The organism is Streptomyces sp. 8N706 (genome assembly GCF_052245415.1).
In the GTDB taxonomy this organism is placed as follows: Bacteria; Actinomycetota; Actinomycetes; order Streptomycetales; family Streptomycetaceae; genus Streptomyces.
Window position 1 is genome coordinate 48,834 of sequence record NZ_JBQQBW010000035.1, and the last position, 20,526, is coordinate 69,359.

21 protein-coding genes and 7 pseudogenes are annotated in these 20,526 nt (G+C 67.0%); 14 read left to right on the forward strand and 14 right to left on the reverse strand.

What is annotated here, in order from left to right; all coding sequences use genetic code 11:
• Positions 1 to 468: 468 nt before the first annotated feature.
• Positions 469 to 687, reverse strand: a complete 219-nt coding sequence (locus ACTWQE_RS15805) for a hypothetical protein (protein WP_443329565.1) — start codon at positions 685 to 687, stop codon at positions 469 to 471.
• Positions 688 to 1,790: 1,103 nt separating this feature from the next.
• Between ACTWQE_RS15805 and ACTWQE_RS15810 the strand changes: the two genes are divergently transcribed.
• On the forward strand, positions 1,791 to 2,276 hold the full coding sequence (locus tag ACTWQE_RS15810) for a DUF2975 domain-containing protein (RefSeq protein WP_443329566.1): 486 nt from the start codon (positions 1,791 to 1,793) through the stop codon (positions 2,274 to 2,276).
• On the forward strand, positions 2,276 to 2,497 hold the full coding sequence (locus tag ACTWQE_RS15815; RefSeq protein WP_013872065.1) for a helix-turn-helix domain-containing protein: 222 nt from the start codon (positions 2,276 to 2,278) through the stop codon (positions 2,495 to 2,497). Before ACTWQE_RS15810 ends, ACTWQE_RS15815 begins: the two co-directional genes overlap by 1 nt.
• Before the next feature lie 595 nt (positions 2,498 to 3,092).
• Here ACTWQE_RS15815 and ACTWQE_RS15820 read toward each other — a convergent pair.
• Positions 3,093 to 4,058, reverse strand: a complete 966-nt coding sequence (locus tag ACTWQE_RS15820; protein WP_443329567.1) for an alpha/beta hydrolase family protein — start codon at positions 4,056 to 4,058, stop codon at positions 3,093 to 3,095.
• Between the two features lie 166 nt (positions 4,059 to 4,224).
• On the opposite strand from ACTWQE_RS15820, the gene ACTWQE_RS15825 reads away from it, so the two are divergent.
• Complete coding sequence (locus ACTWQE_RS15825) at positions 4,225 to 4,821, forward strand: TetR/AcrR family transcriptional regulator (RefSeq protein ID WP_443329568.1); 597 nt, start codon at positions 4,225 to 4,227, stop codon at positions 4,819 to 4,821.
• Between the two features lie 114 nt (positions 4,822 to 4,935).
• Here the strand turns inward: ACTWQE_RS15825 and ACTWQE_RS15830 are convergent, their stop codons facing one another.
• From ACTWQE_RS15830 to ACTWQE_RS15840, 3 genes are all read right to left on the reverse strand, one after another.
• A complete protein-coding gene (locus tag ACTWQE_RS15830; RefSeq protein ID WP_443329569.1) occupies positions 4,936 to 5,112 on the reverse strand; it encodes a hypothetical protein in 177 nt (58 codons plus the stop codon).
• An 86-nt stretch (positions 5,113 to 5,198) separates the two neighbouring features.
• The gene (locus tag ACTWQE_RS15835) at positions 5,199 to 5,831 is read right to left on the reverse strand and encodes a C39 family peptidase (protein WP_443329570.1); all 633 of its coding nucleotides are present in this window, start codon (positions 5,829 to 5,831) and stop codon (positions 5,199 to 5,201) included.
• Between the two features lie 21 nt (positions 5,832 to 5,852).
• Positions 5,853 to 6,710, reverse strand: coding sequence for a D-alanine--D-alanine ligase family protein (locus ACTWQE_RS15840; protein WP_443329584.1), 858 nt, complete (start codon positions 6,708 to 6,710; stop codon positions 5,853 to 5,855).
• Positions 6,711 to 6,748: 38 nt separating this feature from the next.
• Here ACTWQE_RS15840 and ACTWQE_RS15845 point away from each other — a divergent pair, with 38 nt between their 5' ends.
• Together ACTWQE_RS15845 and ACTWQE_RS15850 are read left to right on the forward strand one after the other, a co-directional pair.
• A complete protein-coding gene (locus tag ACTWQE_RS15845; protein WP_443329571.1) occupies positions 6,749 to 7,279 on the forward strand; it encodes an RHS repeat-associated core domain-containing protein in 531 nt (176 codons plus the stop codon).
• A gap of 708 nt (positions 7,280 to 7,987) precedes the next feature.
• Positions 7,988 to 8,839, forward strand: coding sequence for a Tn3 family transposase (locus tag ACTWQE_RS15850; protein ID WP_443329572.1), 852 nt, complete (start codon positions 7,988 to 7,990; stop codon positions 8,837 to 8,839).
• A 191-nt stretch (positions 8,840 to 9,030) separates the two neighbouring features.
• On the opposite strand, the pseudogene ACTWQE_RS15855 reads toward ACTWQE_RS15850, so the two are convergent.
• Positions 9,031 to 9,402, reverse strand: a pseudogene (locus ACTWQE_RS15855) (GNAT family N-acetyltransferase); the annotation flags it as partial.
• Between the two features lie 365 nt (positions 9,403 to 9,767).
• Here ACTWQE_RS15855 and ACTWQE_RS15860 point away from each other — a divergent pair.
• The gene (locus ACTWQE_RS15860) at positions 9,768 to 10,064 is read left to right on the forward strand and encodes a hypothetical protein (RefSeq protein WP_443329573.1); all 297 of its coding nucleotides are present in this window, start codon (positions 9,768 to 9,770) and stop codon (positions 10,062 to 10,064) included.
• Positions 10,065 to 10,454: 390 nt separating this feature from the next.
• On the forward strand, positions 10,455 to 10,832 hold the full coding sequence (locus ACTWQE_RS15865) for a transposase (protein ID WP_443329574.1): 378 nt from the start codon (positions 10,455 to 10,457) through the stop codon (positions 10,830 to 10,832).
• Between the two features lie 77 nt (positions 10,833 to 10,909).
• Here ACTWQE_RS15865 and ACTWQE_RS15870 read toward each other — a convergent pair whose 3' ends face one another.
• Together ACTWQE_RS15870 and ACTWQE_RS15875 are read right to left on the reverse strand one after the other, a co-directional pair.
• Entirely contained in the window at positions 10,910 to 11,383 is a 474-nt protein-coding gene (locus ACTWQE_RS15870; RefSeq protein WP_443329575.1) for a hypothetical protein, read from the reverse strand.
• 439 nt (positions 11,384 to 11,822) lie between these two features.
• Positions 11,823 to 12,389: a TetR/AcrR family transcriptional regulator gene (locus ACTWQE_RS15875; protein ID WP_443329576.1), complete on the reverse strand. Its 567-nt coding sequence runs from the start codon at positions 12,387 to 12,389 to the stop codon at positions 11,823 to 11,825.
• Positions 12,390 to 12,455: 66 nt separating this feature from the next.
• On the opposite strand from ACTWQE_RS15875, the gene ACTWQE_RS15880 reads away from it, so the two are divergent.
• The 6 genes and pseudogenes from ACTWQE_RS15880 to ACTWQE_RS15905 form a co-directional block, all read left to right on the forward strand.
• Entirely contained in the window at positions 12,456 to 12,833 is a 378-nt protein-coding gene (locus ACTWQE_RS15880; RefSeq protein WP_443329577.1) for a DUF6463 family protein, read from the forward strand.
• A gap of 236 nt (positions 12,834 to 13,069) precedes the next feature.
• Positions 13,070 to 13,459 (forward strand): annotated as a pseudogene (locus ACTWQE_RS15885) (IS701 family transposase); the annotation flags it as partial.
• Between the two features lie 346 nt (positions 13,460 to 13,805).
• Positions 13,806 to 14,106: pseudogene (locus tag ACTWQE_RS15890) on the forward strand (IS256 family transposase); the annotation flags it as partial.
• Between the two features lie 124 nt (positions 14,107 to 14,230).
• Positions 14,231 to 14,665, forward strand: a complete 435-nt coding sequence (locus ACTWQE_RS15895) for a DUF6545 domain-containing protein (RefSeq protein ID WP_443329585.1) — start codon at positions 14,231 to 14,233, stop codon at positions 14,663 to 14,665.
• Positions 14,662 to 15,837, forward strand: a complete 1,176-nt coding sequence (locus tag ACTWQE_RS15900) for a cytochrome P450 family protein (RefSeq protein ID WP_443329578.1) — start codon at positions 14,662 to 14,664, stop codon at positions 15,835 to 15,837. Before ACTWQE_RS15895 ends, ACTWQE_RS15900 begins: the two co-directional genes overlap by 4 nt.
• Positions 15,838 to 15,896: 59 nt before the next feature.
• Positions 15,897 to 16,240 (forward strand): annotated as a pseudogene (locus ACTWQE_RS15905) (IS5 family transposase); the annotation flags it as partial.
• A gap of 88 nt (positions 16,241 to 16,328) precedes the next feature.
• Here the strand turns inward: ACTWQE_RS15905 and ACTWQE_RS15910 are convergent.
• The 5 genes and pseudogenes from ACTWQE_RS15910 to ACTWQE_RS15930 form a co-directional block, all read right to left on the reverse strand.
• Entirely contained in the window at positions 16,329 to 17,030 is a 702-nt protein-coding gene (locus ACTWQE_RS15910) for a bleomycin resistance protein (RefSeq protein ID WP_443329579.1), read from the reverse strand.
• 291 nt (positions 17,031 to 17,321) lie between these two features.
• Positions 17,322 to 18,182, reverse strand: a pseudogene (locus tag ACTWQE_RS15915) (IS701 family transposase); the annotation flags it as partial.
• Positions 18,183 to 18,348: 166 nt separating this feature from the next.
• A pseudogene (locus tag ACTWQE_RS15920) lies at positions 18,349 to 18,672 on the reverse strand (transposase); the annotation flags it as partial.
• A 31-nt stretch (positions 18,673 to 18,703) separates the two neighbouring features.
• Entirely contained in the window at positions 18,704 to 18,850 is a 147-nt protein-coding gene (locus tag ACTWQE_RS15925) for a hypothetical protein (RefSeq protein WP_443329580.1), read from the reverse strand.
• Positions 18,851 to 19,092: 242 nt separating this feature from the next.
• Entirely contained in the window at positions 19,093 to 19,356 is a 264-nt protein-coding gene (locus ACTWQE_RS15930; protein ID WP_443329581.1) for a hypothetical protein, read from the reverse strand.
• A 164-nt stretch (positions 19,357 to 19,520) separates the two neighbouring features.
• Between ACTWQE_RS15930 and ACTWQE_RS15935 the strand changes: the two are divergent.
• Positions 19,521 to 20,382, forward strand: a pseudogene (locus tag ACTWQE_RS15935) (IS5 family transposase).
• Between the two features lie 29 nt (positions 20,383 to 20,411).
• On the opposite strand, the gene ACTWQE_RS15940 reads toward ACTWQE_RS15935, so the two are convergent.
• Positions 20,412 to 20,526 (reverse strand): TipAS antibiotic-recognition domain-containing protein (locus tag ACTWQE_RS15940; RefSeq protein WP_443329586.1); only part of this gene is annotated, 115 nt, incomplete at its 5' end.

The window sequence follows — 20,526 nt, forward strand, 5'->3', positions numbered from 1 at the left end:
ATCGTGCAACGCCGTGCCGGAACTGCAGCACGGCGGGCCTCCCCTCGTGCTGCACTTCCGGCACATACGCCTCGAGGCGGGCCGACTGCTGCTCAGTGTGCCGCTTCCCCCGACGGTGCAGCACCCTTGCGCTGCACCATGCTGCACCCGCTGATCTGCTGGCTTCCCGTGCGGCGCTGCATGTGCGCTGTGCGGCATCCATGCGCACTCCACCCCCTCCGTACGGCTAGCCATTGAGCACGTGACCAAGCCGGGCCGCTGCTGCACCCCATCGTCTGCGCAGCGCTGGGATCTTCGACGGGATGCTGCACCGCCGACGGTGACGCGGTGTGCGGGGCCCGGAATGGGATGCAAAGCCTGGGCAGCGTCGCGGACTCGCGTCAAGGAGCACCGCGCTGCCCTTGGAGTACGCAGAGGCCGGGGCGTTACTGCACCTGCCATGGGTATCCATCTGGCCGCCAACGGTGTCTAGGAGATGCTCTTCAATACGGCGAGGCGTTGCGTCCGGCGGCGCTCTGCCTCCGCCTCCGCGATCTTGTGGGCCTGACCGCGGTTGACCTTGCAGCCGTGACCAGCGAGCCAGTCGATGAGCATCGGGGTGTGCGTACTGTCGAGCACTTCGATGGCGTACCGGACCGCCGCGGCCTTCGTCTTCAGCGCGGCGAGCCTCTCAAGGTGCACGCTCATCTCTTCACCCTCTTCATCGCCCCGGTCAGCCGTGGTCACCGGTTCCTCCCCTGACTCCTCGGCCAGAGAAGTCGTCTCCAGCTGCTGCCCCTCTGACGCCGAATCGCCGGAGTCAGCCCCCGGCCCCGTTGAAGCGACCTCATCGCTCGAGGACGCAGACGTTTCCAAGATCGTCTCGGTCGCCTCATCCTGCTGTTCCGGTTCCCTGCCCCCGCCACATCGGCCTGGTCGGGAAGGGAGGGAGCCCCGCCGCCAAGGCCGGGGTCACAATCGGGCTTCTCCTCTTCTCCGGTGTCTTGGGGAGGGTGGGTTATTCGCTGCTGTCGGCAGCGGCGTTTCGGTCCTGGCGCGGAGGCTTACGCCGGCGCCAGGCCTTGACCACGGCGTGGCCATGGCGCCGGTGGCCAGCACCAGCACACCAGCGACGTATTCGGGCCAGGCATCGCTCATGAGGTGAGTCAACATGGCAGTTCAGGGCGCATGTGAGGTGCGCCGACTCCTTCACAGTGGGGCCGGGAGAGCGCGGTGCGCTCCCGGTCGGGCAAGCAGGCCGCGTCCCTGTCGCGACCCGGGCCACCGGACCGAGCCCCGCCGCCCCACGCTTGGGTGCGGGCCGGAACGGGCAACGCTGCCCGGTGCCGCCGAACATTCTTAGGCCACGGGCGCCTGCCTTACTGCCGGTTACGGAGAAGCGAAGGGTGGCGACCATGGCGAATAGTCAGCTTGTCCTGAAATGCTGAATAAGAGGTTCTTTTGATTCACCCGGCACACAGATGGAATTGACCCCTCACCACACACTCCGGGTACTCCCGCTCACCGGTCCAATGTCCGTGCGTGGCCTGCCAGCTCCAACTGCGGCGGCAGCAGCCGTTGCGCTGCAGCTCCCCTCCTTGACAGGGCTTCGGCGGAGTCGGGTTGCGTCCGATTTGCGCTCAAGCGAGGCCCACTTCGACAAGATCAAGACGGTTCGCGCAACCGCCATGCCATGGGAGGCGGCGGCGTCCCGCCACGATGCGCAACCGCCGCCCACCCTCCGCACCAGCCCTTGCTCCACTTATCGACATTCGATAGATTTCCATCGCGACTCGATGGAAGGATGAGCCATGGGAAAGCTGACAGTGGGTGCACTGCGCGCCGTGCTCGGGGTGGTGCTCGCCGGCACCGTGTTCGTGCAGGCATTGATGGTGTGGGCGTTGGCCACCGACCCGGAGGACGGGTCGCTCCCGCTGACACCGCTGCGCGTGATCACGATCCTGGGCATGGTGTCGGTCCAGGTCGCCCTGGTCTGCGTATGGCGGCTGGTGACGATGGTGCGACGCGGAACCGTGTTCTCCCACGCCGCCTTCCGGTACGTGGACGTCGTGATCGGCGCGATCGTGGCGGCTGCCCTCGTGTGGTTCGCGGTCACGGCCATCAATGCGCCGGGCCAGCGGGACGACCCGGGGGTCACCGTCATCATGGGCGGGGTTGGCGTGGCCATCCTGGGGGTCGCGCTCATCGTGCTCGTGCTGCGGATGCTGCTCGCCCAGGCTGTCGCGCGTGACGTCGAAGCGGCGCATATGCAGGCCGAGTTGAACGAGGTGATCTGATGCCGATCGCCGTCGACATCGACGTGATGCTGGCCAGGCGGAAGATGTCCGTGGGCGAGCTCGCGGACCGCGTAGGGATCACGCCCGCCAACCTGGCGGTACTCAAGAACGGCCGCGCCAAGGCGGTGCGCTTTGCGACGCTCGCCGCGCTCTGCGAGGTGCTCAGGTGCCAGCCGGGCGACCTGCTGCGCTGGGAAGCCGAGGACGCCGCGGGCGGATGACGTGCCCCAGGGCGGCCGCCCGACCTCGCGATCCGCGCGGCGTACGGCACGCTCCTACCCACCGCTCAGGCCGACGCCGTCCTCCTCCACCACGGCATCGGCCTCAGCACCACCAAGACGGCGGAGACCACCGGCACCGAACCCGCCGCCATCGCCACCCTGCTGCACGCATTCGACCGGCACCTCCAACACCCGACAATGACCACGCTGGCTCTGTTCACGCCTACCAGCAGCAGTTGTTCACCGGTTTGAGCAGTCTCCGCGGTCGGCTGCGATTCGAACAGTGCCGGAGTCTGGGCAGCGCCGAGGCAGCCGATTACGGCTGAGGGTCCTGGGTGCCAAGGCACTTCACACCGTGGCGGCCGGCTGCCCAGACACCGTCGTCGAGTACCAGCCCGCTGACTGACCCCATGCGCCCCTTCCGCCTCGCCCGGCACGGGGCCTTTGCAGCGCCGCCCCGTTCCTCGCGACTCCCGGGCCCGGGCTTCACCGCGCTCGTGCCGCGCGAGGGGCTGCGGCCCCTGCGCGACCCGGACGCGGCGAGCCGAACGACGACGGCGTGGGCCGTCCGATGCGGGACGTGGCCGCAGGGGGCTTACGTGGATTCGGCTCGTCCTACCGGGTCGGGACCGGTCGTCAGTGCCTCGCACGTGGTCTGCCAGGTGGGGGCGCCGGGGTGGAGCTGGGTGTGGAGGTAGGCCGCGGTGAGCCGGGCGAGGGCGGCGACTCGCTCGGGGTTCTCGTCGGTGGTCTCGGCGGCGTCGTATCCGGCGATCCCGCCGAGTCCGTGCTCCGCGTCGAACAGCGTGAGCAGGGTCTTGGGGCCGGGGGCGAGGGTGTAGGGGTCGGTGTGCCAGTCCGGTCCCATGTCCGTGAAGTGCCGGGAGTCGTCCTTGTCGCCGGCGACGACCAGCGCGGGTGTGGTCATGCTGGAGAAGTCGACGGCCCCGATGATCGGCCACTGCTCGGCCATGGGCCCGTTGAGGACTTCGCCGCCCCTGCCGGGCGCGGCGAGTAATACGCCCGCCTTGATTCGGGGTTCGAGGAGGTGCACCACGTTCCCGGTGTCGGGGTCGGTGAGCCCGGCGCCGAGCAGGAGGGCGGCGGTGAAGCCGCCGAGCGAGTGTCCGGCGAGTGCGACCTTGGTGTGGTCGATCCGTCCGGCGAGCTGCGGCACGGTGCGCTCAAGCACGTCGAGCCGGTCGAGGATGTGGCTCATGTCCTCGGCGCGGGAGCGCCAGAAGTCAGGTGCGCCGGGGGCGTCGGCGACCAGGTGGCTCAGTGTCCTGGAGGTGAGGTGGGTGGGCTGGACGACGGCAAATCCGTGCGCAGCCCAGAAGTTGGCGAGCGGCGCGTAGCCGTTGAGCGAGGAAAGGTTGTTCGAGGGGCCGTGGCCGTGGGAGAGGAGGATGAGGGGGAGGCTGGTTCCGGTCGCCGGTGCGGAGACGCGCACCTGGAGGTCCACGGGACGTCCGGGCACGGAGAGGACTACGGGGCTGAAGGACAGGACCGGGACGGGCGTGCCCAAGGCGTCGGCGCTGGTGGCAGTGGATGTGCTCACGATGTGGGTTCCCTTTCGGTGGCACCCTGCCGCCCCGGTCTCCTGCGACCGGCGACGGACAAGGCGGTCAGGAGCGTCCCGTTTCGGCTAACCTGAACGGAACGCCGCTCCACTTGGTATCCGGAGCGATGCTCCGTTTTGTCAATCGGTGTGGAAGGAGTACGTAATGCCCGCCGAGAGCCCTGCAGGGGAGTCGCCGTCCCGAGGCAAGCGGGCCGACGCCCAGCGCAACCGGCAGACGGTGCTCACCGCCGCCGCCGAGGTGTTCCTCACCTCCGGCGTCGACGCGCCGATCCGCCAGATCGCGGCCCAGGCGGGCGTCGGGATGGCCACGATCTACCGCCACTTCCCGACCCGGGCAGATCTCGTCACCGCCGTCTACCGCCACCAGATCGAGGCATGCGCCGAGGCCGGCCCGAACCTGCTGGCCAGTGCCGACTCCCCGCTCGACGCACTGCGCCAGTGGATCGGCCTCTTCGTCGACTTCCTCGTCACCAAGCACGGACTCGCCGACGCCCTGCAGTCCGACAACGACCGCTTCTCCGCGCTGCACGCCTACTTCCTCGACCGCCTGCTGCCCGTCTGCGCCCAACTGCTCGACGCCGCGGTCGAGGCCGGCGACATCAGGCCCGGCACGCAGCCCTACGAGCTGATGCGCGGCATCGGCAACCTCTGCATCGGACGCGACAACGACCCCCGCTACGACCCCCGACGCCTGATAGCTCTCCTCCTCCAGGGACTCCAGCGACCTCACGCGTCCTGATGCCGACGAGCGACATCGCGACCTGGCCCCTCCCCGACTTCCACGCGATTCTGAACGGCCGCCTCTCAACAGCCGGAGGCACCGGCAGGCAACAGTGCCCCTGAGCTGGTGCTGTCACTTCTCATGAACATCGAACACAGCATCATCAGGACGCTGTTCAACGTCGTGAACATCCGCTGTCGTAACTCGTGAACAAAAGCCAACCACGCTGCACGCCTGCTGGAACGACTTAACCTCCAGATACGCCACCTGCGAGCCCAGAACCTGACCTCCATCCTTGGTCGTCGACACCCCGCGAGCGCGACGTTATCGGCGGGCCCGTACAAGGTCTGGCCGGTGGCACGCCGCCCTCCCCCTACGGGCTGGCCGCCCCGTGCTCACTGCGGCTGCACGTGGGGACCGAGAATGACGCCGCGTCCCGCGTAGAAGCGATCGAGGTCCGCCCAGGGAACGTGAGCGAACTGCTGGGAGCGGCCGGGGAATCCGGACGGGTTATGAATGACCAGCGCCTGGGGTGTGGTGCCGACGGCGAGGACCAGGTGCCCGCCACGGCGCGGCGGGGCAGCGTCGAGGACGCGGATGGAGGGGTGTACGGACAGCAGGAGCAGCCGTCCCTCGAGGAGATGCTCGGAGAGTGCAGCCACGGGGAGGTCGGGGCCAGATTCGGCGTGCAGGTCCCAGCGCTGCTGGGCGTAGGCAGCGAAGGGGGCGTAGATCAGGCCGTCGACCCGGTCGGAGTGGCGGATGTAGGCGCCGGCATCCACGCACTCCTGCGCGAGGGAGACCGCGGGCGGTGCCTGGCCGCGCCAGTGGTCGAGGGCCATGCGCAGGCAGGCCATGCCGCACAGCCGCCAGGACCAGAACTCATACTCCTCCGGGCTGGCCGCCCCGGACTTGGGCCACAGAGGGTCATCGCTCGCACGCGTAGTGCCCGCGATGATCGCGGGCACCAGCTCGGGCGATTCCCACTGCGCGTAGTACGGCACCGGGTGAATGATCGACTGCGTCATGGGCCCCAAGTCTGCCCGGTTTCAGGGCACGTACCAGGGCTTGGTGAACGCCATGGCCAGCACGTGTTGGATCAGGTCCGGGTAGGCGATGCCGGCCGCGGCCGCCATGGCGGCCAGGTTCCCCCGTTGGGAGAGGCCGGGCAAGGTGTTGCTCTCCAGCATGGCGGTACGGCCGCTGGAGGTGACCATGAAGTCCACCCGGGAGAGGCCGTGGGCGCCGATCATGCGGTGCGCGCGCAGCGCGTCCTGTCGGAGGCGGCGGGTGATGTCCTCTGGGAGGATCGAGGGGCAGTGCTCGGTGCGCTGGGCGGGGTCGTGCTTGGCGGTGTAGTCATAGAACTCCCCGTGGGTCTGCACATCCAGCACCGGCAGGGTAGTGAGCTTGCCGTCGATCTCCAGCAGGCCGACGGTGCACGGGCGGCCGGTCACGTACTCCTCGACCATGTACTGCTCGTAGGGGTGCTCGCGGGCGGCTTGGAGCAGCTCGATCATCTTCACCTGACTGTGGACGACGGCGGCATCCAGGCTGCCGCCGCCCGAGCTGGGCTTGAAGAACACCGGCCACCCCAGGGTGAGGTGCACCGCTAAGGCCATCGCCGCGGGCGACAGTGCCGGGTTGAGGACCAGCCACCGCGGGGTGTCCAAGCCCTCGGATGTCGCCAGCCGCTTGAACGTCGGCTTGTGCATGCCCACCGCGGAGGCCAGCACACCGGACCCGGTGTAGGGGATGCCGACCGTTTCCAGCAGTCCCTGGATCTTTCCGTCCTCTCCCCCCAGGCCGTGCAGGCCCAGCAGTGCGACGTCGATCCGGTCCGGCAGCGTGTGCGGATCGGTCTCAACAAGGTCGATCAGCTCGCAGTCCCGGCCCGCATCGGCCAGGGCCTTCGCCGCCGCCTCCCTCGGCGGCGATCGAAGCCGTGGTGAACGCCGACGGCGAAAAGGTCAACACCTACACCTACAGCCCGCGCGGCGTCACCAACGCCAACGAGACGGTCTCCCAGCCCTACCGCTTCGCGAGCGGCTACCAGGACCCGACCGGGCTCTACCACTACCAGGCCCGCTTCTACGACCCGAACCTCGGCCGCTTCACCCAGCCCGACCCGTCCGGACTCGAGGCCAACCCGTACCTGTACGCCTCCGGCGACCCCACCAACATCATCGATCCCAGTGGCCTGTGGGGGTGGTCCGACATCGGTGAAGGTATCGGCGGCATCGTCGGCACGGCCGTCGGCGTGGCGGCGGTGGCCACCGTGTGTGCTACAGGCGTCGGGTGCCTCGTGGCCGGGGCAGTAATGGGCGGGGTCGCCGGCGGTTCCGGCGCGGCTATAGGATCGGCCATCGCCGGCGGAGACGCCGAAGATCGCAGCGATGCCTTTGTCAACGGCGCGCTCTGGGGCACCGCCGGCAGCCTAGCCGTGGGGCCTCTCGCAAGATTCCTGAGGAGGTAACCCAGAGCGTTACCTGATAGGGCGTGCGAGGACTTCGGACCTCTCGCACGCCCTCACCGGCGAGCAGGGCAAACGGAAGGAACAGAGTGAAGAGCAACCTGCCGGAATTACGTGAACGCTGGCGAGGATCATTAGGTATGAGCGCGTTCGGCTTCCTCGTTGCAGGGATGCCGAAACTGTTCGAGTCCGGCATCAGTACCGATTTTCTACTGTCCGCGCTGCTAGGCGTCGCTATTGGCGGGGCCCTCGGATTCCTTTTCCCGTCGATCCTGCTCCGCACACGCATCCGACGCACCCTTCCCCCTCCTCCTCCGCATCCCCCACTTCCTCCGCCCCCAATGAGGACAGGCGAGAAGCCTCCTGGAAAGCCATCCGCCAGGAATACGCATATCGACGATGCTCCAGAAGAACCAGGTTGCGGCGAGGCCCGGTAATCGGCAGCAGAAAGGCGGACGGCGTGAGCGATCACACCTCACGGGATGGAGCGTCAGTCGCGTTGGTAATCGCTCGCGCGGTGATCAGCCGCTTGAACCGCGGATACGCGGTCCGTTCGATCGAGGTCACAATCCCGCTCCGTGCCCAGACGACAACAACATCGCCAACGACACTGAGCCGAACGGGTGACGGGTCAGGGGCTCCCAGGGCTTCCAGATCAACTCATTGCCCCTTTGACCCGTATCTCGGTCAGACCTCTCTTCCTCCGACATCGTGTTCGGTATCTTCAAGATCCTGGGCTACAACTTCCGCCCGCGGTTCAAAAACCTGGACGACCAACGGTTCTGGCGGGCGAGCCTGCCGGGAGTCGAGACCGGTACGTACGGGCCGCTGGAGGCGCTCGCGCGGAACCGGGTGAACCTGAACAAGGTGATCACGCACTGGCCGGACATGCTGCGGGAGGCCGGTTCCCTGGTTACCTACCAGGTCCGCGCCTACCACCTGTTGCGGATGTTCGGCCGCGAGGGGCACCCGACGCTGCCGGGGGCAGGCGTTCGCCGAGTACGGGCGGATCGCCAAGACCGAGCACCTGCTGCGGGTGGTCGACCCGGTCGACGACACCTACCGGCGGCAGATGAACCGGCAGCTGACCGTTCAGGAGTCCCGGCACAAGCTGGCCCGCGCGTGTGGCACGGCAAGTGCGGCACCATCCACCAGGCGTACGAGGACGGGATGGAGGACCAGCTCGGCGCCCTCGGCCTGGTCCTGAACGCCATGGGGCTGTGGACGACCCGGTACATCGACGCCGCGGTCGCCCAGCTCCGCGCCGAGGGCCACGAGATCCCGGACGAGGACATCGCCCGGCTGTCCCCGCTAACTTGGGGAGTGGTCAGGGCGGGTGATGCCGCTCGAACAGAGGTAGGGCACATCATCGTGGGCGCGCTCCAGCGGCAGGTGACGCGAGTCGAGGGCCAGTCGGTACACGGTCTCGGTCAAGCGCGCGACCAGCTCGCCTCCGACCGCGCGCATCCGCAGACCGCGGCAGCTGCACCGTTGAGCCCTTCCAGCGCATTTGACACACCCCAGCACACCGCACGTCCGCCTCGCTGTGACCGACCAGACTGAGCCGACCGTGCCCGGAACACCTCACGGGTTCGAGGTGAGATCCAGGCACCAGTCGTTGCTTCGGATGAAGCGACCCGGGGGATATTCGAAGTCGCACTCACCCGCCAAGAAGAAATCGACCCTGCGACAGGTCGCTTCGACGCGGGGTTGTCGACGGACGGGAACGCATGGATGCGATCGCTCTTCCCTTCCGCCCGAGCGTCCGCGACGGCTGCCGCCGCGGCAGCGACTGCGATCCCCCGTCCCTGGAAAGGCGGCAGGACATTCCAGCCGTCCTCATACACCGCCTCGTCCCGCCAGACCCGATCCCAGTAGCCGACGGTGCCGACCGCTACTGCCTCAGGAAGCAGGACGATGATGAACATTTGGCCCTTGCCCATCGCAGCTATGTCCAGATACTTCTGGTGACGTGCGAGAACCTGCTCGTCGGTCTCCGGGCCTCCTACGTGCTTCTTCATCTGCGGCGTGTTGACACGCCGCAGCAGGTCAAGGCCGACATCCGCCCAGGGCTCGATCCGCACCAGTGGCGCATCCGTCCGCTCCTGCCCCCAACCCTGAGCCATTCACGTCCATCGCCGAGTTCGCCATCGGTCTATCCCCGCTGTACGGGGCCTACAACCAGAAGGGAGACGACAACCAATAGCGCCGTTCGGACGGGTGTAGCCGGGCACGAGCTACACCCGCCCTGAACGGCGCTGCAGCGGCGGCTAAGCCCAAAATCAGGAGCAATCGTCAAGACTGTAGATATAGTGCTTAAGTTCGCACTGCGAGGCAGTAGCTGCCTGATCCGCCGTACGGAGACTGCCTGCGGCTCCCTCTGGCCCTAGGCGCTGGCGTCCGTCACTCATAGGGACCACCTTCCCGTGCGGAGCGCACCTTCACCTGGTCAACTGTGGACGACAAGCTGCCGACAACGGACGGAGTCGCTATGGCGATCATCGTGGAGCTCAACATGACTGGAGCCACTCAGGACCAGTATGAGCAGGTCGCCAACAAGGTGACCGGTGGGCGCGGACTGGTCAAGGGCCGCTCCGACTGGCCGGTGTCCGGCGTCATCGCGCACGTCGCCGGGCCTGGCGAGAACGGCTGGTTCGTGGTGGATGTCTGGGAGTCCGAGGAGGCATGGCAGCGGTTTGCGGAGATCCTGATGCCGTTTGCGCAAGAGGCCGGAATGCCAGAGTTCCAGCCCAGGATTTACCCGGCCTTCAATGTCGTGACCGAGTAGTGGGCGCATGTCCCATGCGGCGCAGAGCTCCGGACTGACGAGCAACTATCAAGAGGTGTGGTTTGGGTGACGCTTGTCAGGCGGCGGCCTCTGCGCGCTCGACCAGGACGCCATTTTCGAACTTGGCGCCTCGCCGACCAGGGCGACGAGGTGGGCGCCCTGAGGAGCTGTTCACCGGTCAGTGGCAAAGCCGCACGACCAAGCTCGACGCCTACAAGCCCTACCTCGACCAGCGCTGGCAGGAAGGCTGGACCGATGCCTGGAGGCTGTGGGAAGGAGATCAGAAAACGGGGCTGTCCGGACGGCTATGGCAACGTCCGCAACTACGTGAGCAGAACTCTGCGGGGCAAACCCCAGCCGGTCGGGCCCCGGCCGCCATCGGCCCGCGCCGTGACCCGCTGGCTCCTGACTCACCCGGACGCCCTGATCGAGAGCGACCGGGTCCAGCTCAAGGCCGTGCTGGCCAACTGCCCCGAGCTGGACGCCCTCGCCAAGCACGTGCGGACCTTCGCCCACATGGTTACGGACCTGCACGGTGACCAACTGCCGGAGTGGAGCGAATCAGCCAGAACCGCTACCGACCTGCCCAGTCTCAGCCGGTTCGCCCAACACCTCGAACGCGACCTTGACGCCGTCGCCGCCGGCCTGACCCTGCCCTGGAACTCCGGTGTCGTGGAAGGCCATGTCAACCGCATCAAGATGCTCAAGCGCCAGATGTTCGGCCGCGCAGGCTTCGAATTCCCCCGCAAACATGTCCTGTTGGCGTGACCGAGCGTCACCACGCCGCACGAAGTGGACCAGAGCCCGAAGATCAAATACAAAGCCGCGAAGCAGGAGTCGGCGCGTCACTGCTCATCGAGGGATGCCTGCCGGGCAAGGAACTCCTCGAACGCCGCCTTCTGCTTCGGATCCATGAAGCCTTGGCGGACATTGCGGGCCTTCTCCTGGAGCCAGTGCGCCTCGTCGGGGTCCAGTAGCTCGGCGACCACCACGCCTTTGCGAGCAACCGCCGTGCGCCCTCCTACGCGACGACGAAAGAGCGTGAACGCGCCGAATTCCGCTGGGTGGGCCAGTTCCGGCTCCTCCGCCACAGCCCGGTTCTCGTCCCCAGCGCCACTCGTCGGGTAGGCGGTGGGGGCCCAATGCTCCCAGAGCGCCAGGGTGGCCGCGGGCACTAACACCGCGCGTTCCGCCTCTTCACGCCCCTCCCACATGAACGTGACAGTGACGGGCTCGCCAACCGCCTCGGCCAACCCGAGCACCCTCTCCACCTCATCGTTGATCGGGTAACCCGCCACTACATCGATCTGAATTCCCATGCTGCCTGAGGCTACTGGCCGCTTCCGGCATGCCAGCCCAAAGCTCCTGCGCCTCGTCGACCACGGCTCACTGGACCGTCCGAAACCGATGATTTCACCGACTGAGCACCTGTCCGAGGCAATACTGCGACGGAGACCAACCGCTCCACACAATTTGTGCCAGAGCCGAAAATCGTGGACAAAGCCATCCAGCCCGAAAGACACCGGTCATAGGCCGCGGGAGCACTCTGCGCGGGGGCTGCTGCGACGGTGGGCGACACGGCCCCGGAAGTCCTTGAGCGGCCGCCAAGCCCGATCGGCAGCAGCCGGGAAAGCCCAACAGCTTTCCAGTAGAGCTGACGATCCGTTCACGGAGGATCGAGGCTGGTGTCTTGAGTTGTTACTCGGCTGCATACAGGCGAGGGTTTCGAGGATCCCGTCGGCAGTTTCTTGGTCTACGTCACTGGGCTGACCTGAGCACATCGGCCAGGATCCGGCCCAGCTCCTGGGCCAGACCGTCCGCTGAGCGGCGCTGCAGATACAGGGTGGTGAAGATCGGGCCGGTCACCAGAGCGTGGACAAGCTCGACGTCCCGGATCATGGCGATCTCCCCACGGCTGACCGCCCGGTCCAACAGCTCGCCGATACAGGCTTGCTCCTGCGTGACGAAGGTGTCGCGGAAGCGGGCCGCGAGGTCCGGTGAGGCGTCCACATCGGCAATCAGACCCGGAATCGCGGCGGCGGCCGCCGGGTTGGAGAGGCTGTCCACAATCTCCTGGACGAGGCCGGTCAGATCCCCGAGCAGACTCCCCGTGTCAGGGAGGCCGGGGAGGTCCGCTTCGTGCACGGCGGCCGCGAACACCATTTCTTGCTTGGTCGAGTAGCGCCGGTAGATCGCCGCTTTCCCGATGCCTGCACGCTCGGCCACGGCGTCCACCGTGAGTCCGGCGTATCCGCTGCGGGCCAGCAGGCTTCGGGTGGCGGTGATGATGGCCTCGTCGACGCGGCCATCTCTTGGTCGTCCCATGTCGGCCATGTTACGGTACCCGAAGTTCCGAAACTAGCGGTTTCGAAAAGTATAGGGGGCCTGCTCATGAATCTCTGGGCCGGACGGATTCTGACTTTCCTGGGTGCCCTGCACCTGGTCGTTCTGGGCGCACAGAACACGGCGCATGTCGATGACTGGTTCAACAGGTCACTGTGGGGCCTGCCGCGCGATGAATTCATCGAACCCAGCGGCGCGAACGGCGCGTTCTGGATAACGATCGCCAGCTTCGCCGTGCCACTGCTGCTGCTCGGCACCCTTATCTCGCACCTGGCACAGCAGGGCTGTAGGGTGCCGCAGACTGTCGGGTGGGGACTGGCTGCGTGGTCTGTGGTGGGCTCAGTGATCCTGGAACCTACGCCGCTGCTGCTCGTGCTGATCCCGGCGGGGCTGCTGATTCGGGAAGCACGTCGCGTGCGCCACTAGTACTCCAGCAGCGCTTTGCTATCTGGGCTGGTCGAAGGGGTCGTCAGGAGTGTAGTGGCCTGATCCGGGATCGGGGGCGGTCTGGCCGGACCGCCCCTCCAAGGAGTGGGTCGAGACTTGGCCGAGTGGCTTCGGTGCGGACAGCCTCCCAGCGTGATCGACGAACATGCTGGGCGGCGCTGGAGCTGCCCACGGTGGCCGAGTTCGACTACCAGGGCGAGACCCCTGTGCGTCGGCGGTGGGCACTGGCCCGCCGCAGCATCAGCAAGCCCGAGGAGATCGCCTACTTCCTCGCCTACGCACCGCGGGAGACCACAGTGGCCGACCTGGTCCGGATCGCCGGAATGCGCCGGCAGATCGAGGAGTGCTTCCAGGCGGCGAAGAACGAGTGCGGCCTGGACCAGTACGAGGTCCGACGCTATGTCGGCTGGTACCGGCACATCACCCTGGCCATGCTCGCCCACGCCTACCTCGCGGCCATGGCAGCCGACGCGGCGGCAAAGGGGGCTGCAGAAACGCTTCCGGCACCCTGGCTCCGCTCACTGTGGCAGAAATCCGCCGCCTCCTGGTGCTTCGCCTCGGCCCGAACCGCCAAGTCTGCCGGTCGCTTCGCGCGCACGCTCTGAACTGGCCGCACTGGCGCCGCAGGCACCAGGCCGTCTCCCGCCACTGCCACTACCAGCGACGACTCCACTGCTTGGAGGGGCGGTCCGGCCAGACCGCCCCTGATCCCGGATCAGGCCACTACACTCCTGACGACCTCTTCGACCAGCCCAGATAGCAAAACGCTGCTGGAGTACTAGCACCGTCGGTAGGTACTCGCATCGCGCAACGAGCAGACCGCCGAGGCGCCGCCCGGGAGCAATGCTCAGATCCTGTGGATCGGGCTCGGGAGGACTTACCTTCCCGAGTGATCGATCGACTGGTATCGAGTAGGCCCGCGTAGCCGCGCGGGTCGGGAAGGGCACGCCTGTGCTCAGCGTAGTCAACGAGGATGGCACCACGTTCGAACGGCTCCCTGATCGATGAGATCGTCCGCGAGGGAGCAAGGCGGATGCTGGCCGCCGCACTGGAAGCTGAAGTCAACAGCTATATAGCTGAGTTGGCGGATGAGCGGGATGCCGGGGGCTGCCGTCTGGTCGTGCGTAACGGCTACCATCAGCCCAGGTCGGTGACCACCGCGGCGGGCGTGGATGAGGTGAAGGCGCCGCGGGTGAACGACAAGCGGGTCGACGAGGCAACAGGTGAGCGCAAGCGGACCGCGCCGGCCCTGGCGGTTCTCCTCATCACCGTCGGCCTCATGCTGCCCGCTGTGCTCTGGCCGGTCAGCCAGTTCCTGCGTGGCCGCTGGGAGACCAAGTCCTTCGCCGCGCTCGCGCACCTCTGGGAGGACCTGACTGCCGTGGCTCCAGAGGTCGTTCTCGACCACAGCGTCTCCAGCGCCGACGAGCAGTCTGACGACTCCGACTACCTCCTTTCACCGCCGAGTAATCGAGACGGAAGACAGCGTGCTGGCGCTCCGCCCCTACCGCTCACTGCAGGTGCAACAGCGCGCTCAGGAGCTGGCCGCCGCCAAGGAGCTGCACGGCACCCCCGAAGGAGCAGCGATCGTCGAAGCCGCAGTGATCACGGCCGCCATCCGCGCGAAGAAGAGCGGGCACAAGCCCTGTGAGGAGCAGGCCCCGCCCGCTCCCGAGGCCCATTCCCGGGAAGGCAATCTGCCGGCGGAGACCGAGTGGCTCCTCCTGATCGCCGCTGCCTACGCGGACAACGAGACCGTGCGCGTCGCTGCCGCTGAGCCGACGGTGACTGACGCAGTCTCAAAATCATGACCGACCCGCTGCAGGATCCTCAGTTCTTCAAGGACCCGTACGCGACGTTCGCCCGTCTGCGCAGCGCAGCCCCCGTACACAAAATGCCCACCGGCTCGAAGGGGCGCTACAGCTACGTCGTCACCGGCTACGCCGAGGCCCGGCAAGCGTTCGTCGACCCTCGGCTGTCGAAGGACACCGCGCGCTTCTTCGCCGGTCAGCCATCGGCTCGCAAACTCCACCCGGCGGTCTCCCAGAACATGTTGGCCACCGACCCTCCGCAGCACACACGGCTGCGGAGCGCCGCGGGGCCAGCCTTCACTCCTGGTCCCGTGGCGCGTATGCGCCCCTACATCGCCCAGGTGGTCGACGCCATTCTCGACGCGTGGCCACCCGGCGAACAGGTCGACCTCGTGGCCGGCCTCGCAGTGCCGCTCCCCGTCACGGTGATCTGCCAGCTGCTGGGCGTGCCGGAAGCCGACCGGACCATGGTGGCGCAGTGGTCGAACGAGCTCTTCGCGGCAGGCCAGCCTGATCGGATCGATGCTGCTTCCCATGCCATCGCCGGCTACATGGCCGACCTCGTCGGCGCGAAGCGAAGCGAGCCGGACGGCGGCCTCCTGCACGACCTCCTTGTACGCAGCGATGCGGGCGAGCTCACGGCAGACGAAGTGGTCTCACTGGCTGTGCTGCTACTCGTAGCCGGCCACGAGACGACGACCAACTTCATCGGCAACGCGATCCTCGCGCTGATCCAGCACCCCGACACGCTCACAAGGTTGCGCGACAACCCGCAGCTCATCCCCACCGTCCTGGACGAGTTGCTCCGCTTCGACGCGCCCATCGGCATCGCAACTTTCCGCTACAGCACGGAAGCCCTCACCATCGGCGCAACCGAAATCCCGGCGGGCGTCCCGGTCCTCATCGCTCCAGGAGCAGCCAACCGTGATCCATCGCAATTCCCCATGCCCGACCAGCTCGACCTCACCCGGAACTCCAAGTCGCACCTGGCCTTCGGGCACGGCATCCACCGATGCCTGGGCGCCCCCCTCGCCCGAGCCGAAGGCGAGATTGCGCTAACCGCGCTACTCACCCGCTTCCCGGGACTCGAGCTCGCCGTCCCCAGCGAGAATCTGGAGTGGCGTCAGACTCGGCTGATGCGCGGTCTCGAGTCCCTGCCGGTACTCCTGTAGCCCGGAGTCCGGAGGGCTAGGGCCTGTTGCGAAAGTGGATCTAGTTTGTGGCTGATCACGTGTCGTGGGGACGTGGTGATCTGACAAGCGGCCAGTGGGCCCGGCTGGAGCCGTTGTTGCCGACAGGCGTCAGGCCGGGCCGTCGGTATGTACCCGGCGGCAGCTGATAGACGGCATTCGGTGGCGGACCCGGACAGGTGCGCCGTGGCGGGACGTGCCCGAGCGGTACGGCCCGTGGGACCGGGTCTATGATCTGTTCAGGCGCTGGCAGCGGGACGGAACCTGGAGCCGGATCGTCACCCAGCTCCAGGCCAAGGCGGACGCGAAGGGCCTGATCACCTGGGACGTGAACGTCGACTCGACGGTGTGCCGGGCACATCAGCACGCCGCTGGTGCGGCGAAAAATCGACAAACTCGCCGTCCGCTACGAAGCGACCATACTGGTCGCGGTCCTCAACGAATGGCTGTGACCAGAACTTTCAGAAAATGTCCTAGACCTGCAGCTCCTCGAGGCGCGCGAGGTCGTCGTGGGCCGAGTCCCGTTCCTCGGCGGTGAGGTGGATCGAGGCAGCCTTGGAGAGCGCGGAAATCGCGGTCTCTTCGTCACCGAGGCGCCTGGCGACATCCGCACGCAGCACTAGGAGGCGCAGCAGCTGCACATGCGTGGGCCGCTTGTCCTCAAGACGCAGTACCTGGTCGAGGACCTTTGCGGCTGCCGCCGGGTCCTCCCTCGAGTCCGCGAACAGTGACGCGTAGTGCAGGGCCCGGGAGAAGGTTTCCTTGGGCGCGGGCCGGTGGTGGAGGTCCTCGCTCATCGGCTGACCGACGCGGATGCAGTTGCCGCCCGGATCGGTCATGAGGAACTGCCGCATGCCGTGCGACGCGTCCCTCAGCGCCCCAATTCGAGGCAGTCCGCGGGTCGGAACCCTCCCATACCTTGCTTTGAGACCGGCCCGGAAGGCCTCGTGCAGCCCGTCGACGTCATCGGTCCGGATGTAGCAGGTGCTGAACGATTCGGTCGGATCGTAGTGCTTCATCCCGAAGAACTGGAGCTGGATGCCGCCGCGTTCGACAACCGCGTACGGATTGGGGCTCATCTGTTGGAAAGTCACATCGAACCCGAGGGCGCTGTAGAAGTCGAGAACGGGCTGAATGGTGCGGCACGGCAATATCGGAATCGTCTTCTCACTCACGCGAGAAGTCTAGTCAAACTTGACTAGGTGCGGGAGGGGTTTGCCGGCATCCCGACTGATGAGCCCCGGCCTCCGCCAACAATGGCGGGCAAACGGTTGCTAGATGAGCAACGGAACGGAGCGCTGAGCCACCCCATGAGCGGCCGCACGGCCAAGATCTACTTTCGCAACAGGCTCTAGTAGGGCTTGGTCAGGTTGGTGTCGGTGGGGGTATGTCGCGGTGGCAGGTGGGGCAGGCGCCGGTCCAGGCTACGAGCAGGATCTGCAGCTCGCGGACGACTTGGTAGAGGCTCAGGCCGGCGCCGTTGCTTTTGGGGCTCGGGCCAGTCGCTGCAGGGTACAGAAGGCATGTGCGACGGAGACGAGGGTGACGTGGTGGTGCCAGCCGGTCCAGGTCCGGCCCTCGAAATGGGCCAGACCCAGGGCCTGTTTCATCTCCCGGTAGTCGTGCTCGATGCGCCAGCGGAGCTTGGCCAGGCGGACCAGGGTGGTCAGCGGGGTGTCGGCGGGCAGGTCGGACAGCCAGAACTGGACCGGTTCCGGTTCGGTGGCGGGCCATTCGGCCAGCAGCCAGCACTCCGGCAGGTGCGGACCCTCGACCGCCTGCCGGATCCCGCGTCCGGCAGGACGGATCTGCAAGGCGACAAACCGCGAATACATCCGCTTGCAGCCACTGCGGCCGGTGCCCGGCCGGGACCCCTCACGCCATTGCACCGGCTTTGCCGCCTCCCGGCCGACCGTGGTGACCAGCTGCTTCACCGACTGCGGCTTGTCCGGGTACTTCGCCACCGGCGGGCGTCCGGTCCCGCTGTATGGCCCGGTCACCGGCACGGCTTCGCCGGGCTGAGCCGACAACGTGGTGGAGATCCCCACGACGTAGTTCAGGCCCCGGGCCTGCAGGCCCAGGCGGAACGCCGCCGCATCGCCGTATCCGGCGTCCGCGATGGCCAGCGGCACCTCGATCCCCCACGAGCGGGTCTCATCGGCCATGTCCAGGGCGAGCTGCCATTTCTCCACGTGCCCGACATCGTCGGGGATCTGGCACGCGGTACGGCGGGCGACCTTGTCCGGATCCGCCTTCGGCGAACCGGGCGCCCAGGTCTCCGGCAGGAACAGCCGCCAGTCCACCGCCGCGGAGGCGTGGTCGGGTGCGGCGGGCGTAGAAGGCGGCACGGGAGACCTTCAGCAGCTCACACGCCCGCTTGACGTTGTGACCTGCCTGCTTCTCCGCCTCGATGAGCGGGTACACGTTCACCGGGTCTCCGTCGCGATGAAAGCTGTGGCTTCGCTTGAGGATGTGGACATCTTCCCGCAGGCGGCGGTTCTCCCGCCGCAGAGCGGCCAGTTCCTCATGCTCGCGGCTGGTCAGACCGTCCCGGTCACCGGCATCCATCTCCGCTTGCTTGACCCAGTCACGCACCGCAGTCTCGGTCAGGTCGAAGTCCTTGGCGACCTGACCGATCGAGCGGTCACCGCGACGGCACAGCTCCACGATCTCGGCCTTGAACTCTGGCGTGAACGAGCGGCGAGCGCGACGAGGCTTCTTCCCCATGCTCTCCATGACGGACATCCTCCTGGGGATGAACCCCCTGATCTCGAATGTCCGTCGAACCGGAGCAAGCCATCTCGCCGCCATCCTCATCTGGACACGACGATGACCCAGAAGGCAGAACCTAGACGAGCAGCCCTTGGCCGCTTAGACCTTCCACAAAACTGGCCGGGCTCACCACATTTGCGATCCCGCTGTTCACGGAGTCGCCGAAGGTTGCGCTTTCGAAGTTGAACGACTCGTCGCGGACGACACGGCCGATGTTGCCCAAGCTGTCCCCTTGGCTTGCAAATGCGGGTCCTGTGAACGACAACGCGGCCCCCGTGAGGGCAACAGTGGCGATCGCACTCCTAGTGATCTTCATTACGCTGTCAACGAGCCCGGCTCTGACCGGTTGCGGTGGCCTATCCGTAGCCGTGCAGGCACTCCTTCTCCGGCGGGGCCGCTCCGCCCGGACGGAGGGGGAGGGCGCCCGGGTGGCGCGGCGGTGGAGGGCGGCATTGAGACGGTGCGCTATGCGGCTTCCCGTCGGGTTTGGACACGCCAGTCCTGGAGTTCGAGGTCTTCCTCGAGCAGTGCGTCCAGGCGGGCGAGAACGGTCAGTCGGGTTCCCGGGAGGTCGTCGCAGAGCCGTCCGGTGACAGCGGCGAGTTCCCCAACGGGCATGTGGACGAGCACTTGGCCACCCAGCCATGCGGGCAGAGCGATGAGGGCATCGGTGAAGTCGGCGCGTACGACGTGGGCCATGGCCCTGATGTGGTCGCCAGCGGAAACCACAGGTCGCCTCCTTCTCCGCTCCGCGGTCGCTGGTGAAATGGGTTCCCGTTTAGTCACGGCTGCCAGCGTGCGCCTGGCAGCAAGCGGGACCGGCCGTGTGGCACGCGGTCGCCGGAAAGGCCCGCTGTTACTTCGTGCAGGGTCGCGAGATCGTTCCGGCTGGTGTGGGGCGGGGCGATCTTTCTGACGCGCAAGGGGCCCGGTTGGAGCCGCACCTTCCGAAGAACGTGGGACGGGGCGGGCGGTGGAAGTGTCATCGCAAGGTGATCAACGGCATTCTCTTCCGCCAGCGCACCGGCATCCCCTGGCGCGACCTGCCGACGCGCTTCGGGAAGTGGAAGACCTGCCACGACCGGCATCGGCGCTGGTCGGCGGACGGCACCTGGGAGAACGTCCTGCGTGCCGTCCAGACCGACGCCGACGCCGAGGAACGTATCGACTGGAGCATGATCGACGCTGACTCGACGACCTGCCGGGGCTCGAAGGCGTCCGCCGCGAATTCCAAGGAAACGGATCCTGCCCCCTCAGCATCGCCCCGACGAGGCTCTCGGCCGGTCCAGGGGAGGTCTGACCACGAAAATTCATCTCGCCGGAGACGGCGGCTGCCGGCCCCTGGCGGTGCTGATCACGCCAGCGCAGTGGGGCGACGCACCTCAGTTGACCCCGGCCCTTGAGCGCGTTCGCATACCACGGCCGGGTGGCGGTCACCCGCGCACCCGGCCTGAACACCTCAGCGGCGATAAGGCGTACTCATCCCGTCGTGACCGCCGGTACCTGCGCAGGCGCCAGATCAAGCACACCATCCCCGAACCGAGGAACCAGCGGGCCAACAGGCAGCACCGTGGCAGCCGGGGCGGTCGGCCCACCGGCTTCGACACGTCGCTCTACAAGCGCAGGAATGAAGTCGAGCGAACGATCAACGCCCTCAAGGGCTTTCGTGCCGTAGCCACCCGATTCGATAAGAGGGCATACATCTTCCACGGCACCGTGACCGTCGCAGCCATTCGCCTCTGGCTGCGCTCATGACCCGCCGAACAGCCCTGAGGCGCGTGCGGTCAGCTCAGCCGGGCATCGGCGTACACGGTCATCGCATCGCGCTGGTAGACGGCGAGACCGTCGGCGATCTTGTCGAAGTTGGCCCGCATCTGCGGGTCGTCGACATAGGTCTGG